The sequence below is a fragment of the Vibrio sp. T9 genome, assembly GCF_003123985.1.
GTDB lineage: Bacteria > Pseudomonadota > Gammaproteobacteria > Enterobacterales > Vibrionaceae > Vibrio > Vibrio diabolicus.
Genome location: NZ_NIGY01000006.1, coordinates 208443 through 221908 on the forward strand (window position 1 = coordinate 208443; position 13466 = coordinate 221908).

The 13466-nt window shown below is 45.4% G+C and carries 13 protein-coding genes; 11 read left to right on the forward strand and 2 right to left on the reverse strand.

Annotated elements, in window-relative coordinates; genetic code table 11:
- Positions 1-108: 108 nt before the first annotated feature.
- Positions 109-2148: a bifunctional diguanylate cyclase/phosphodiesterase gene (locus tag CBX98_RS13920; RefSeq protein WP_047008947.1), complete on the reverse strand. Its 2040-nt coding sequence runs from the start codon at positions 2146-2148 to the stop codon at positions 109-111.
- A gap of 362 nt (positions 2149-2510) precedes the next feature.
- On the opposite strand from CBX98_RS13920, the gene CBX98_RS13930 reads away from it, so the two are divergent.
- Both CBX98_RS13930 and CBX98_RS13935 read left to right on the forward strand, forming a co-directional pair.
- Positions 2511-3038 (forward strand): SCP2 domain-containing protein, encoded by a 528-nt coding sequence (locus CBX98_RS13930; RefSeq protein WP_005394645.1) that lies wholly within the window; start codon positions 2511-2513, stop codon positions 3036-3038.
- Entirely contained in the window at positions 3022-3525 is a 504-nt protein-coding gene (locus CBX98_RS13935) for an N-acetyltransferase (RefSeq protein WP_047008946.1), read from the forward strand. Before CBX98_RS13930 ends, CBX98_RS13935 begins: the two co-directional genes overlap by 17 nt.
- Before the next feature lie 64 nt (positions 3526-3589).
- Here the strand turns inward: CBX98_RS13935 and CBX98_RS13940 are convergent, their stop codons facing one another.
- Complete coding sequence (locus CBX98_RS13940) at positions 3590-4036, reverse strand: hypothetical protein (RefSeq protein WP_109169505.1); 447 nt, start codon at positions 4034-4036, stop codon at positions 3590-3592.
- Between the two features lie 150 nt (positions 4037-4186).
- Between CBX98_RS13940 and CBX98_RS13945 the strand changes: the two genes are divergently transcribed.
- From CBX98_RS13945 to CBX98_RS13990, 9 genes are all read left to right on the forward strand, one after another.
- Positions 4187-4597 carry a DNA polymerase III subunit psi gene (locus CBX98_RS13945; RefSeq protein WP_109169507.1) on the forward strand — a complete coding sequence of 137 codons (411 nt, stop codon included), beginning with the start codon at positions 4187-4189 and terminating at the stop codon, positions 4595-4597.
- Between the two features lie 55 nt (positions 4598-4652).
- Complete coding sequence (rimI, locus tag CBX98_RS13950) at positions 4653-5108, forward strand: ribosomal protein S18-alanine N-acetyltransferase (RefSeq protein ID WP_109169509.1); 456 nt, start codon at positions 4653-4655, stop codon at positions 5106-5108.
- 146 nt (positions 5109-5254) lie between these two features.
- Positions 5255-6844: a peptide chain release factor 3 gene (gene prfC, locus CBX98_RS13955; protein ID WP_012841453.1), complete on the forward strand. Its 1590-nt coding sequence runs from the start codon at positions 5255-5257 to the stop codon at positions 6842-6844.
- A 94-nt stretch (positions 6845-6938) separates the two neighbouring features.
- Complete coding sequence (locus tag CBX98_RS13960) at positions 6939-7136, forward strand: DUF5363 family protein (RefSeq protein ID WP_104970908.1); 198 nt, start codon at positions 6939-6941, stop codon at positions 7134-7136.
- Complete coding sequence (locus tag CBX98_RS13965) at positions 7123-7896, forward strand: TatD family hydrolase (protein WP_109169511.1); 774 nt, start codon at positions 7123-7125, stop codon at positions 7894-7896. The genes CBX98_RS13960 and CBX98_RS13965 overlap by 14 nt, the downstream gene beginning before the upstream one ends.
- A 204-nt stretch (positions 7897-8100) precedes the next feature.
- A complete protein-coding gene (locus CBX98_RS13970) occupies positions 8101-9384 on the forward strand; it encodes a NupC/NupG family nucleoside CNT transporter (protein WP_006742377.1) in 1284 nt (427 codons plus the stop codon).
- A gap of 581 nt (positions 9385-9965) precedes the next feature.
- Complete coding sequence (deoC, locus tag CBX98_RS13980) at positions 9966-10742, forward strand: deoxyribose-phosphate aldolase (protein ID WP_006742378.1); 777 nt, start codon at positions 9966-9968, stop codon at positions 10740-10742.
- Positions 10743-10838: 96 nt separating this feature from the next.
- Entirely contained in the window at positions 10839-12167 is a 1329-nt protein-coding gene (gene deoA, locus CBX98_RS13985) for a thymidine phosphorylase (RefSeq protein ID WP_109169513.1), read from the forward strand.
- Between the two features lie 68 nt (positions 12168-12235).
- Positions 12236-13456, forward strand: a complete 1221-nt coding sequence (locus tag CBX98_RS13990; protein WP_109169515.1) for a phosphopentomutase — start codon at positions 12236-12238, stop codon at positions 13454-13456.
- Positions 13457-13466: the final 10 nt, after the last annotated feature.

Below are 13466 nucleotides of genomic sequence, written 5' to 3' on the forward strand. Positions count from 1 at the left end.
AGGTGTCCGCATTTTATGAAGAATTATGAATAGCGAAATTGACCTAAGTTAGGTTTAGCTCAATAAAGTCGATATTTACCCCTTGAGAGTAAGGGTATCGAGTCGGGGTTAGTTCTTATGACGACGATTCTGTACAAACAGCTCTTCAATTTCATGTTTTGGCTGTGGGCGATAAAAATGGAATCCTTGAATCGCATTACATTGAAGGTTAGAGAGCAAAGTAGCTTGCTGGTGGGTTTCCACCCCCTCGGCAACGACCGTCAAGTCGAGTGACTTACCCAGATTAATGATGTTTTCAATCACAGTGACCTGTTTGGGTAGCGTGTCGATATCGTTAATAAACGCGCGGTCGATTTTCAGCTCGTCGATAGGGAAGCGCGCTAAGTAGGAAAGGGAAGAGTAACCGGTACCAAAGTCATCGATAGAGAGGGCGAAGCCCAGTTTCTTAATCGCATTCAGCATTTGCAGTGTATGTTCGCTATCACTCATCACGGCACTTTCGGTTAGCTCGAAGGTAATGCAGCTTGGATCAAGCTCGGTAGTGCGAAGCAACTTTTCCATAAAGTCGATCAGCTGTGGATTACCAAATTGCTCGGGAGAGAGGTTGATAGCGACACGACCTGGCAGTATGCCTTGTTGTTTCCAACGTTTTACCGTATTGAAAACATCACGCATCACGACGCGTCCAAGGTGTTCGATTAACCCTGCACGCTCGGCGACAGGAATGAATGAACCTGGGCTAATGTAACCTTCGACAGGGTGTTTCCAACGAACGAGCGCTTCGGCACCGTTAATGCTGAAGTCACGCGCGTTAACCTTTGGTTGATACCACACTTCTAAACCGTTCTGCTGCAATGCTTTTTGCAGTTCGATTTCAAGCCACAAACGCATGCGCGCTTCTTTGTTCATCTGGTCGTTAAATTTGATCAGGCGATTTCGGCCACGATCTTTGGCTTCATACATCGCCGTATCAGCATTTTGTAGCAGGATTCTCGCATCTTGCCCGTCTTCAGGGTAACGAACGCTACCAATTGAGCACGCAAGGCGTTTACTGAAGTGGTGCAAGTCGAAAGGCTGGTTGATCAACGAGATAATGCGATCTGACAAAATTTCAGCCATGCGGGTATTTTCTGGTTCTGGCAGAATGACGCCAAACTCATCGCCACCCAAATGACCAATAATCGCTTGATTTGGCAGTAATCGTTTAAGACGGGCCGATACCTCTTGAATCACTTTATCGCCAATGTGGTGACCAAGTGAATCATTAATGTTTTTGAAGTTATCGATATCCAAATAGAACACCAGAAGCGGCGTTTGCTTTTTGATCAGCTGTTCCAAACGTTTGGTAAAACCAAAGCGGTTGTACAGTTTGGTGAGCGAATCAATATGTATGTCTTCATTCGATGCAGAAGACAAATTCTTAGGTGTATCGTCAGCGTCTTGGATCAAGATGATTTGAGACTCGCTACCTAATATCGCCGTGGAATCAGCGTGTAACTGAACTTTTCGTTCAAAGCCACATCTCGCGCTGGTTAAGCAAACAAAAGGCTTGTCAGAAATTAATGTACTCAAACGATGACTAAACACTTTCTTGCTGTTTTCATCGATGAATAAACGGCTGAGCTCTTCGCCTAACAACTCATGGGGAGAGTTCAGTCCCAGAAGGCGTGCTGATGCAGGGTTGGCAGAGATGATAATGTCATCTTCGATAAGCAGCAGACCGTCAGGCAGTAGTTGTGTCAATTTCGCAAACTTACTTTCGGACTCCTCTAAGGAGCGTACGAGGATCTGCTTTTCTGAAGTATCCACAGCGTGAAAAACGACAAAGCGAATTTCGTTACCTTCAAAAACCGGTGACAGACTAAAGTGCAGGCTTGTTTCAAGGTCGGTTTCATCGAGGGTGATTTCGGCTTCGACATGCGTTCCTTTGAATGCACGCTGATAGTAAGGGGCCAGCTTTTTATAAAACTGCTCACCCAGTACCTGGCAATCGTTTAAGCCGATGATTTCCTCATGACTTAAACCTGCGATATCGCAGTAACGGTCACTTACCATTCGATAATTGTGTTTTTTATCAAGAATGGCAAAGAAGAAAGGGCTATTTGAGGTTAGCGTGGCAAACCAATGTTTTAATTGCTGGGAAGGCATTAGGGTATTACCGATCTCCAATGAGCCAGATTATTCGTCCGTGTATAAAAAGCGACACCCTGATAAGCCTGCGGCGGTCTACTATCAAGTCCAGTATCGCTTGCCATTAAAGGGCTCGCGGTTTTAACTTTACAGTCGACAATCACATGGATACGCTCAGATAACTATAACTTTGAAAATACGGTTGTAAAAGTGTTTATCCACCTGTTCGCATCAATAATACACGTAACTTCAAAAAAAGAAGCGTTAGTGAACAATAATCCACCAATCTAAAATAAGCACTTTATTGATACATAACAGTAATCTCATTGCCACGATTGCTTAATATAGGCAACCTAATGACAAAGTAACGGATAATGAACGTGTTAAACAAGATTCGCAGTCAACTAGTAAAGAACGCAGCTAACATTTTGCGTTCTCCAGTCCAGTTATTACCACAGCCAATTCAGCAAAAAGCATTGCTGGAGGGGCTAAAAATGGTGTTTAAAGAAGCCTTGGAAGATGGTGACTTTGAGTTCCTTGAAGACAAGTGGTTAAAAGTTGCGATTAAAGACTTGAACTTAGCATGGTACATCAGCTATCAAGACGAAAAATTAGTGGTAGCTGAAAAACCAGTTCAGGAAGATGTGAGTTTTAGTGGTAATCTAAACGACCTAGTACTGATTGCTGGTCGTAAAGAAGACCCTGACACACTGTTCTTCCAACGTCGCCTTTCAATTGAAGGCGATACTGAGCTTGGCTTAGAAGTGAAAAACTTAATGGACAGTGTCGACTTAGAGCAGTTACCGAAAGCAATGCAAGTCGCTTTGAATCAATTGGCTGATTTTGTTCAGAAAGGAGTTCAAGCGCCTGCACAACCAACCGGAGTAGCGAATGCTTATTCGAACTGAAGCCCCTGCGGACATTCTTACCATTGACCGCTTATTGAAACACGCCTTCCCGACGGAAGCTGAAGCTAAGCTTGTGATGCGTTTGCGCGAAAACAGCAAATTCACACTTTCCTTAGTCGCGTGTACAGATGAGGGAGAGGTGATAGGCCATGCTTTATTTAGCCCAGTGACCTTAAATGGTGAAGATTTGTCGTGGCAAGGGCTGGCGCCATTGGCTGTTCATGAAGATTACCGTCGCCAAGGCATCGCTGCAGAGTTGATCAAAGAAGGTTTTGATTCACTTCGTGATTTTGGCTATCCAGTGTGTGTGGTGTTGGGCGATCCTGATTATTACGCGCGCCAGGGCTTTCAATCATGCGACGAGATGGGATTCGAATGCGCTTGGGATGTTCCTAAAGGTGCATTTCGTATCGCAGAGTTGGTCGAAGGTCAATGTGCCGGACACTCCGGACGCATAGATTACGCGCCAGAGTTCTCTGAACTGTAAATGAAAGAAGCCCACTAACTCAGTGGGCTTCTTTCTTAGTTCATTGAAAACTGAGATAGGGAGGTTAAGACGACTGGTCACTTTTCTTCTTACCCCAAACCTCTATTTTTGCTTTCTTACTTAGCCCTAAAACATTGAGTTTTCTGCTGCCCCAACTGCTGTAAGTCATTTCAATCTGTTTTAGCTTCGCTTCTTTTGAGCCAGGAAGTCTCCATGCACGAGTCGATAATCCACTTGTTAGCACACCCATAGAGGTTAGCTTTTTCTCACTACCGTCCGTCATCAAGACTTTTAAGTCGTTAATGTCTACCGTGCCCTGCACACATTTCAGTTTAATTTTACTGAAGCTGCGATTTCGAAATAGGCTATTTGGTGTCACGGTATCCGTTTCTGTTTGGAATTTGACGGTTTTTGTTGCAATCAGCTCCCACTCATCGCTGCTATTAGCAAAAACACTCATGCTGGTGGCGGCTACCAGTGCGCAAAGCAGCAGTGTAGGTAAGAATTTCATAATGTACCTCATATGTTATACCTACGGTATGGCCATTGTCATAGGCAGAACAGTTCAATCATTCCAATGTATTGAGGTGTTCCTTGAAGTCCTTTAGGTATAATCAAGATTATTTGTTAGGATTGCCCTCGTTCAAATAGGTGACGGAAAATGTCAATTAACGAGAAACAGTATTTACACGAAATGGGCATCAGCACATGGGAGCTGGTACACCCAGATAGATTGGCAGGTTACCAATCGCCAAAAATCGATTTGCAAAGTTCTTGCAAACTCCTGTTAATTTCTCCGGTATGTCCAGAGAATGAGACGGCGGTTTTGTTTGAAAACATCCTAAAGAGTATGAAGTTAACGCTTGACCAAGCGTTACATATTGAGCCAGAGCGATTTCCATTACTTGGCCAGCACGAGCTTGAGTGGGTTTGGTTTGCTGGGTGTGAAGCCGAAGTATTGCCTGACACTAAACCGCTGACATCGCCATTGTTGCAAGATGTGGATGGGAATACCCAACAAAAACGTGCACTTTGGCAACAGATTTGTTCTTGCAACAATTCGCGCAAATAAGCATTAATCCCCGTTTTACTGCAATTGGTATTGCACATGAACCCCTAGGTAAATAATGACAACTAAAATCTTACCAATGTGCGCTGAGCACTTAGATCAAGTTTGGCAAATTGAGCAGCAAGCACACTCGCATCCGTGGGCAGAGTCTTTGGTACGTGATTTATCCAGCCGTGGAGCATGTCATCATGTGATGCTCGATGGCGAGATGGTGATTGGCTACTTCTATGCGCAGAATATTGTCGGTGAAGTTACGTTGCTGAATATTGCTATCGCGCCGCATCTTCAGGGTAAAGGCTATGGTCAAAAACTGTTGGATGCGTTCTTAGAACATTGTGAGCAATCAAAAGCGGAGAGTGCTTGGCTTGAGGTGCGAGAGAGTAATAAGCCTGCTATTTATATTTATGAACAAGCTGGATTCAATGAAGTTGAACGACGTCATAACTATTACCCTGCGAAAACTGGCACGGGAAAAGAAGATGCGATCATCATGAGTTATCTCTTCTTTCACTAACGTTAACGCATCCCATTAGGGAAGTCGCCCCTAAAGCGATCAGTTGCCCCTGAGGCAATAATAAGCGAGAATACCGCGCAATATTGAATCTAAAAAGCGTGTTTGCTTTTCGAGCAAGCATTCAGACATCAAAGAAGACCAGTTTCATGTCAAATACACCTTTTCTAAGCGAAGTGTCTAAACGTAGAACGTTCGCTATTATTTCTCACCCGGATGCGGGTAAAACCACCATTACTGAAAAAGTCCTTTTATTCGGAAACGCGATTCAAAAAGCAGGTACGGTTAAAGGTCGTGGTAATGCACAGCACGCAAAATCAGACTGGATGGAAATGGAAAAGGAACGTGGTATCTCGGTAACCACGTCTGTGATGCAGTTCCCTTACAATGATTGCCTGGTAAACCTACTTGATACTCCTGGACACGAAGACTTCTCGGAAGATACATATCGTACTCTAACGGCAGTCGACTCGTGTTTGATGGTTATCGATGCAGCGAAAGGTGTCGAGGATCGTACTCGTAAGCTGATGGAAGTAACCCGTCTACGTGATACGCCAATCGTGACCTTCATGAACAAACTTGACCGTGACGTTCGTGATCCAATGGAAGTATTGGACGAAGTAGAAAACGAATTGGGCATGATGTGTGCGCCTATCACGTGGCCAATCGGCTGTGGTAAAGAGTTTAAAGGTGTGTATCACATTCACCGTGATGAAACGATTTTATACGAATCTGGTCACGGTCATGAGATTCAAGAAGTTCGAATCATCAAAGGTCTAGATAACCCAGAGCTTGATGAAAAAGTCGGTGCAGGCCTTGCGGAAAGTGTTCGAGAAGAGCTTGAGCTTGTTATGGGTGCTTGCCCTGAGTTTGATTTGGAAATGTTCTTAACAGGTGACCTGACGCCAGTTTACTTCGGTACCGCATTAGGTAACTTCGGTGTAGACCACATGCTAGATGGTCTAACAGAGTGGGCGCCAGCACCGAAAACGCGTCAGGCGGTTGAGCGTGAAGTTGAAGCGACAGAAGAGAAGTTCTCTGGTTTCGTATTCAAGATCCAAGCAAACATGGACCCGAAACACCGTGACCGTATCGCATTCATGCGTATTGTATCGGGTACTTACACGCAGGGTATGAAGATGAACCACGTTCGTCTTGGCAAGCAGGTGAGTATCTCTGATGCAGTAACCTTTATGGCTGGTGACCGTTCACGTGCAGAACACGCTTACGCGGGTGATATCATTGGTCTGCATAACCACGGAACTATCCAGATTGGTGATACCTTTACTCAAGGTGAGTCACTGAAGTTCTCTGGTATTCCGAACTTTGCCCCGGAACTGTTCCGTCGTATTCGCCTGAAAGATCCACTAAAGCAGAAACAGCTACTAAAAGGCTTGGTGCAACTATCAGAAGAAGGTGCGGTACAGGTATTCCGTCCACTACAAAACAACGATCTGATCGTTGGTGCCGTTGGTGTACTTCAGTTCGATGTTGTTGTGGCTCGTTTGAAGTCTGAATATAACGTTGAAGCGATTTATGAAGGCATCAACGTTGCAACTGCGCGTTGGGTTGAGTGTGATGATGCGAAGAAACTGGATGAGTTCCAACGTAAGAACCAAGCAAACTTAGCATTGGATGGTGGTGATAACCTAACGTATATTGCACCAACAATGGTTAACTTAAACTTGGCGAAAGAGCGTTTCCCTGATATTGATTTCCGTGCGACGCGTGAGCACTAATCAAAAAGCGGTTTGGGTAAGCTTTAACGCAAACTAGATTTTAAAACGCCCTTGGCTATAAACTTAGCCAAGGGCGTTTTTATAAGGATGAGATATGAACTGGTTTAAACGAGGATTGAAGCATTACGACGACTGGTGCAAGGAGATGGGACTAACGCCCGATCAAAAACGCAGCTGCGTTCCGTATCGAAAAGATCCTGCCCATCAAAATGAAGAGAACAGTGAAGCTCTGTTATTTTCTGATTCTCAGTTTGTCGGTACAGATAAAAAGTCTCAAGATGAAGCTCTTTGATACCCATTGTCACTTTGACTTTGATGTATTCCAAGGTGACTTTGCACATCAACTTCAGCTAGCTCAAACGCAAGGCGTGACAAGAATTCTGATTCCTTCAGTGGGACCTCAAAACTGGGCTCGTATTCAAACCTTGGCAGATCAACATGCCAATTTGTATTACGCCCTTGGGTTTCATCCGTATTTTCTTGAAGATAACGTCGAGCAGCACTTTGCTGAATTGGAGCATTATCTAAAACAAAATGCTCCCCAGTGCGTGGCAATAGGAGAGTGTGGGCTAGATTTTGCCATTGATGTTGACCCACAGTTGCAAGAAAAGACACTTGAAGTTCAATTTGAACTGGCTAGACGCTTCGAACTCCCAGTTATTTTACATAGCCGAAAAGCGCACAATCGCCTTATTCAAATGGTTAAAGCGGCGAAGCTCCCTCGGGGTGGTGTGCTACATGCTTTCTCTGGGAGTTATCAGCAAGCAATGGAGTGGGTCAAATTAGGTTTTTTTATCGGTGTAGGAGGAACCATCACCTACCCAAGAGCGAAGAAAACGCGCGACGCAATTCAAAAATTACCACTCAAACATCTCGTGATCGAAACAGATGCACCGGATATGCCTATAATTGGGTATCAAGGGGAGTCGAATCACCCAGCCAAACTCATTCACATCTTTAATGAGCTCGTAGAGTTGCATAACGGTCCAAAGCAATCGATTGCCTCTCAGTTATGGAAAAATAGCAATTTTGCTTTCTCGATATGTGAATAAAATCTAAAGATGTGGTTTGAAATAGAAAACGTTTTCCTGCTTATTGTGAATTAACTCACAAAGCTGGCTGAATCAATCATGAATCTTATAGGAAAGTGTGAGGCTGGCATTACTTTAATTGATTCTGCATGAGTATAATTGCTCCCGCTTTATAGCTCCATTTTGTAACACGCCAATAAATAACTTATAAGGAAGTCATAAACTATGAGCCTGTTTATGAGCCTAATCGGTATGGTAGTGCTTCTTGCGATTGCAGTGGCATTTTCTAATAACCGAAAAGCTATCAATCTAAGAACTGTGGGTGGCGCATTCGCTATCCAATTCGCATTAGGTGCATTTGTTCTGTATGTACCTTGGGGCCGTGATCTACTAAACGGTTTCTCTTCAGGTGTTTCTAACGTTATCAACTACGGTAACGATGGTTCATCATTCCTGTTCGGTGGTCTTGTTTCTGACAAGATGTTCGAAGTATTCGGCGGCGGCGGTTTCATCTTCGCATTCCGTGTTCTTCCTACACTGATCTTCTTCTCTGCACTGATTTCAGTTCTTTACTACATTGGCGTTATGCAATGGGTTATCAAGATTCTTGGTGGCGCACTACAAAAAGCGCTGGGCACTTCACGTGCGGAATCAATGTCAGCAGCAGCAAACATTTTCGTAGGTCAAACAGAAGCACCTCTAGTTGTTCGTCCATTCGTTCCAAAAATGACTCAATCAGAGCTATTCGCGGTAATGTGTGGTGGTCTAGCTTCTGTTGCTGGTGGTGTACTAGCGGGCTACGCTTCAATGGGTGTTCCACTAGAGTACCTAGTAGCAGCATCATTCATGGCGGCACCAGGTGGTCTACTATTCGCTAAAATCCTTCACCCAGAGACTGACCAGCCTCACGAAAGTATTGAAGAAGCGATGGACGGCGGCGACGACAAACCAGTAAACGTAATCGACGCAGCAGCGGGCGGTGCGGCTTCTGGTCTACAACTTGCGCTTAACGTAGGTGCAATGCTAATCGCATTCGTTGGTCTAATCGCGCTGATCAACGGTATGCTAGGTGGCATCGGTGGTTGGTTCGGCATGCCAGAACTAACGCTAGAGCTAATCCTAGGTTACGCATTCTCTCCACTAGCATTCCTAATCGGTGTTCCATGGGCTGAAGCAGTAACTGCTGGTTCATTCATCGGTCAGAAAATCGTAGTGAACGAATTCGTTGCTTACTTGAACTTCACACCATACCTAGGTGAAAACGCTCAAGTAATCGCGGCAACTGGTGAAGTAATGTCTGAGAAGACAACAGCTATCATCTCATTCGCACTATGTGGTTTCGCGAACCTTTCTTCTATCGCGATTCTACTTGGTGGTCTAGGTAGCCTTGCACCAAACCGTCGTAGTGACATCGCTCGCATGGGTGTTAAAGCTGTGCTTGCAGGTACGTTGTCTAACCTTATGGCAGCGACAATTGCAGGCTTCTGCTTAAGCCTTGCAGCACTATAATTAGAATCGGTTCTTAATATATAGACGCCGTTTTACATCATGCCCTGTAGCAAGAGATTGCTGCGGGGCATTTTTCGTTTTTCGGGCTCTAAAATCTCACCGGATGCCGGACTCAGTCTATGAGTTACGCAGCCGATGGAATAGGGGCTAGGAAATTTTGAGATACAAACCGTTTGCGCTCTATTTGGTGCTACAGTTTTGCGGTGAAACTCTATAATGTATTAATCACAGGATAGTGGTTAAGGTTGATACTTAATCACGTAATGAATATTACATAATCGATGGGCAAATGACTTGCCCAGCAATATCAGATCTAATAGGCGTTTTGCTGTGTGATGTGATATTAAAGACACCGCAATCATAGATTGTTGTGCCATAGGCCAAACTGGTACTGTGCGGTGACAAGGATAGCAATTGGCATATGAAATTTTCGCTGTATATGCCGAGTCTTCAGGGAACCAAGTCCGTTCATTAATAGACTGTTTAGCCATTTACTCACATTGTCTCGACTTGTTGATTATAGTTAGAGACGTGATGTAAGGCTGAGTAGTGAATTTTTTGAATATTGATCGGAGATAGAAATGAGCGATTTAAAAGCAGCAGCGCTACGTGCACTTAAACTTATGGACCTAACTACGTTGAATGACGATGACACTGATGCAAAAGTGATCTCATTATGTCATGACGCGAAAACAGCAGTAGGCAACACAGCTGCAATTTGTATTTACCCTCGCTTTATTCCTATTGCTAAGAAGACACTTCGTGAGCAAGGTACGCCAGAGGTTCGCATTGCAACAGTAACGAACTTCCCACACGGTAACGACGACATCGAAATCGCTGTTGCTGAAACAAAAGCGGCGGTTGCTTACGGTGCAGACGAAGTTGACGTTGTTTTCCCATACCGCGCGCTAATGGCGGGTGATGAGAAAGTAGGCTTCGAACTAGTTAAGCAATGTAAAGAAGCTTGTGGTGACATTCTTCTTAAAGTGATCATCGAAACGGGTGAACTAAAAGAAGAAGCACTAATCAAGAAAGCATCTCAAATCTGTATTGAAGCAGGTGCTGACTTCATTAAAACTTCAACTGGTAAAGTGCCAGTAAACGCAACACCAGAATATGCACGCATGATGCTTGAAGTGATTCGCGACATGGGTGTTGCAGAAACTGTTGGTTTCAAACCAGCAGGTGGTGTGCGCACTGCTGAAGACGCAGCTGCATACCTAGCAATGGCTGACGAAATCCTAGGTGACAACTGGGTTGATGCCCGTCACTACCGTTTCGGTGCGTCTAGCCTGCTAACTAACCTACTAAATACATTAGAAGTGACAGACGAAACCGCTGATCCAGCAGCGTACTAATCCCAATAATATGTCTGAACGGTAGCACCTAAACGGGTGCTACCAAACCTCTTCTATCCTACTTAACCATGGCTCACGAGAGCATGGGAGGCACTAATGTATTTACCACAAGAAATCATTCGTAAAAAACGTGACGGTGAAGTACTTACCGCAGACGAAATCAACTTCTTTATTCAAGGCGTAGCAAATAACACCGTATCTGAAGGTCAGATCGCGGCGTTTGCTATGACGATTTTCTTCAATGAAATGACCATGGATGAGCGCATCGCCCTAACGTGTGCAATGCGTGATTCGGGCATGGTTATCGACTGGAGCCACATGAACTTTGGTGGCCCAATTGTCGACAAACACTCTACCGGCGGTGTGGGTGACGTAACGTCTTTGATGCTTGGCCCTATGGTGGCAGCATGTGGCGGTTTCGTACCAATGATCTCTGGCCGTGGTCTTGGCCACACAGGCGGTACTCTAGATAAGCTTGAGTCTATTCCTGGCTACAACATCACACCAAGCAACGATGTGTTTGGGCAAGTAACTAAAGACGCTGGTGTGGCGATCATCGGTCAAACCGGTGACCTAGCTCCTGCGGATAAGCGTGTTTACGCGACTCGTGATATTACCGCAACCGTAGACAACATTTCTCTGATCACGGCTTCCATTCTTTCTAAGAAATTGGCGGCGGGTCTGGAGTCGCTAGTGATGGACGTTAAAGTCGGCTCTGGTGCATTCATGCCAACTTACGAAGCGTCTGAAGAGCTAGCGAAATCAATCGTTGCAGTAGCAAACGGTGCGGGTACTAAGACCACTGCAATCCTGACAGACATGAACCAAGTATTGGCCTCTTCGGCAGGTAATGCGGTGGAGGTTCGTGAAGCAGTTCGTTTCCTAACGGGTGAATACCGTAACCCACGCCTACTTGAAGTCACCATGGCTTCTTGTGCAGAAATGCTGGTACTTGGCAAACTGGCTGAGAACACAGAAGACGCACGTGTGAAGTTGATGGAAGCGCTAGACAACGGTAAAGCAGCAGCATGCTTCGGCAAGATGGTTGCGGGTCTTGGCGGCCCAGCAGACTTCGTAGAAAACTACGATAACTACCTAGAAAAAGCGGAAATCATCAAGCCTGTTTACGCGACGGAAACGGGCATTGTTTCAGCAATGGACACGCGTGCGATTGGCATGGCTGTCGTTGCTATGGGTGGTGGTCGCCGTGTTGCTACTGATGAAATCGACTATGCCGTAGGTTTCGACGCGTTCATCCGCTTGGGTGAAGTTGCAGATAGCGATAAACCTCTTGCCGTTATCCACGCTCGCAGCGAAGAGCAGTGGGAAGAAGCGGCAAAAGCACTGCGCAGTGCAATCAAAGTAGGTGGTGAGTACACACCAACTCCAGAGGTTTACCGCCAAATTCGTGCAGAAGATATTTAACAGAACAAGTAATTACACAAGGCCTACTCAACCATAATAAAAAGCCGAGTGGGCCTAAGGAACGAGCAATGAAAAGAGCATTTATTTTAGTACTAGACTCATTCGGTATTGGTGCAACCGCTGACGCTGAGAAATTTGGTGATGTAGGTTCAGACACACTAGGCCACATCGCAGAACAATGCGAAAAAGGCTTAGCAGATAACGACCAACGTCAAGGCGCACTTCGCCTTCCAAACCTATCTAAGTTAGGTTTGGCAATGGCACATAAAGAGTCAACAGGTCGCTTCGCACCTGGCCTAGACGCTGATGCAGAAATCATTGGTGCGTACGGTCACGCCGCAGAGCTTTCTTCTGGTAAAGATACGCCGTCTGGTCACTGGGAAATCGCAGGTGTTCCTGTTCTGTTTGACTGGGGTTACTTCACAGACAAAGCAAACAGCTTCCCTAAAGATCTGACGGATCGCATCCTTGAGCGCGCGGGTCTTGACGGTTTCCTAGGTAACTGCCACGCATCTGGTACTCAAGTTCTTGATGACTTGGGTGAAGAGCACATGAAAACTGGGCAGCCAATCTTCTACACCTCTGCGGACTCTGTATTCCAAATCGCCTGTCACGAAGAGACATTCGGCCTGGATCGTCTACTAGAGCTTTGCCAAATTGCGCGTGAAGAACTAGAAGATTACAACATCGGCCGTGTAATCGCGCGCCCATTCATTGGCCCGGGTAAAGGTCAATTTGAGCGTACGGGTAACCGTCGTGACCTATCTGTAGAGCCACCATCAGCGACTATCTTACAAAAGTTAGTTGATGAGAAGGGCGGTCAGGTTCATTCCATCGGTAAGATTTCAGATATTTATGCTGGTTGCGGGATCACTAAAAAAACCAAAGCAACAGGCATTCCAGCACTATTTGAAGCAACGAAAGAAGCGATCAAAGAAGCGGCTGATAACACCATCGTATTCACTAACTTCGTCGACTTCGATTCAGCTTACGGTCACCGTCGTGATGTGGCGGGTTACGCTGCAGCGCTTGAGTACTTTGATGGTCGCATCAATGAAGTGCTAGAACTGATGGGTGAAGATGACGTGCTTATCCTAACAGCAGACCACGGCTGTGATCCAACATGGCCAGGTACTGACCATACTCGTGAGCACATCCCAGTATTGGTTTACGGTCAAAAAGTGCCAGCAGGCTCTCTTGGCCGCCGCGAAACATTCGCAGACATTGGCCAAACATTGGCGAGCTACTTCGGTACTTCTCCAATGGATTACGGTAAGAATTTCCTATAATTAGGATATT

Bases quoted from the DNA above. Each gene is read 5' to 3' on its own strand.
- CBX98_RS13920 (WP_047008947.1), bottom strand. From the start codon at position 2,148: ATGCCTTCCCAGCAATTAAAACATTGGTTTGCCACGCTAACCTCAAAT.
- CBX98_RS13935 (WP_047008946.1), top strand. From the start codon at position 3,022: ATGCTTATTCGAACTGAAGCCCCTGCGGACATTCTTACCATTGACCGC.
- CBX98_RS13940 (WP_109169505.1), bottom strand. From the start codon at position 4,036: ATGAAATTCTTACCTACACTGCTGCTTTGCGCACTGGTAGCCGCCACC.
- CBX98_RS13945 (WP_109169507.1), top strand. From the start codon at position 4,187: ATGTCAATTAACGAGAAACAGTATTTACACGAAATGGGCATCAGCACA.
- rimI (WP_109169509.1), top strand. From the start codon at position 4,653: ATGACAACTAAAATCTTACCAATGTGCGCTGAGCACTTAGATCAAGTT.
- prfC (WP_012841453.1), top strand. From the start codon at position 5,255: ATGTCAAATACACCTTTTCTAAGCGAAGTGTCTAAACGTAGAACGTTC.
- CBX98_RS13960 (WP_104970908.1), top strand. From the start codon at position 6,939: ATGAACTGGTTTAAACGAGGATTGAAGCATTACGACGACTGGTGCAAG.
- CBX98_RS13965 (WP_109169511.1), top strand. From the start codon at position 7,123: ATGAAGCTCTTTGATACCCATTGTCACTTTGACTTTGATGTATTCCAA.
- CBX98_RS13970 (WP_006742377.1), top strand. From the start codon at position 8,101: ATGAGCCTGTTTATGAGCCTAATCGGTATGGTAGTGCTTCTTGCGATT.
- deoC (WP_006742378.1), top strand. From the start codon at position 9,966: ATGAGCGATTTAAAAGCAGCAGCGCTACGTGCACTTAAACTTATGGAC.
- deoA (WP_109169513.1), top strand. From the start codon at position 10,839: ATGTATTTACCACAAGAAATCATTCGTAAAAAACGTGACGGTGAAGTA.
- CBX98_RS13990 (WP_109169515.1), top strand. From the start codon at position 12,236: ATGAAAAGAGCATTTATTTTAGTACTAGACTCATTCGGTATTGGTGCA.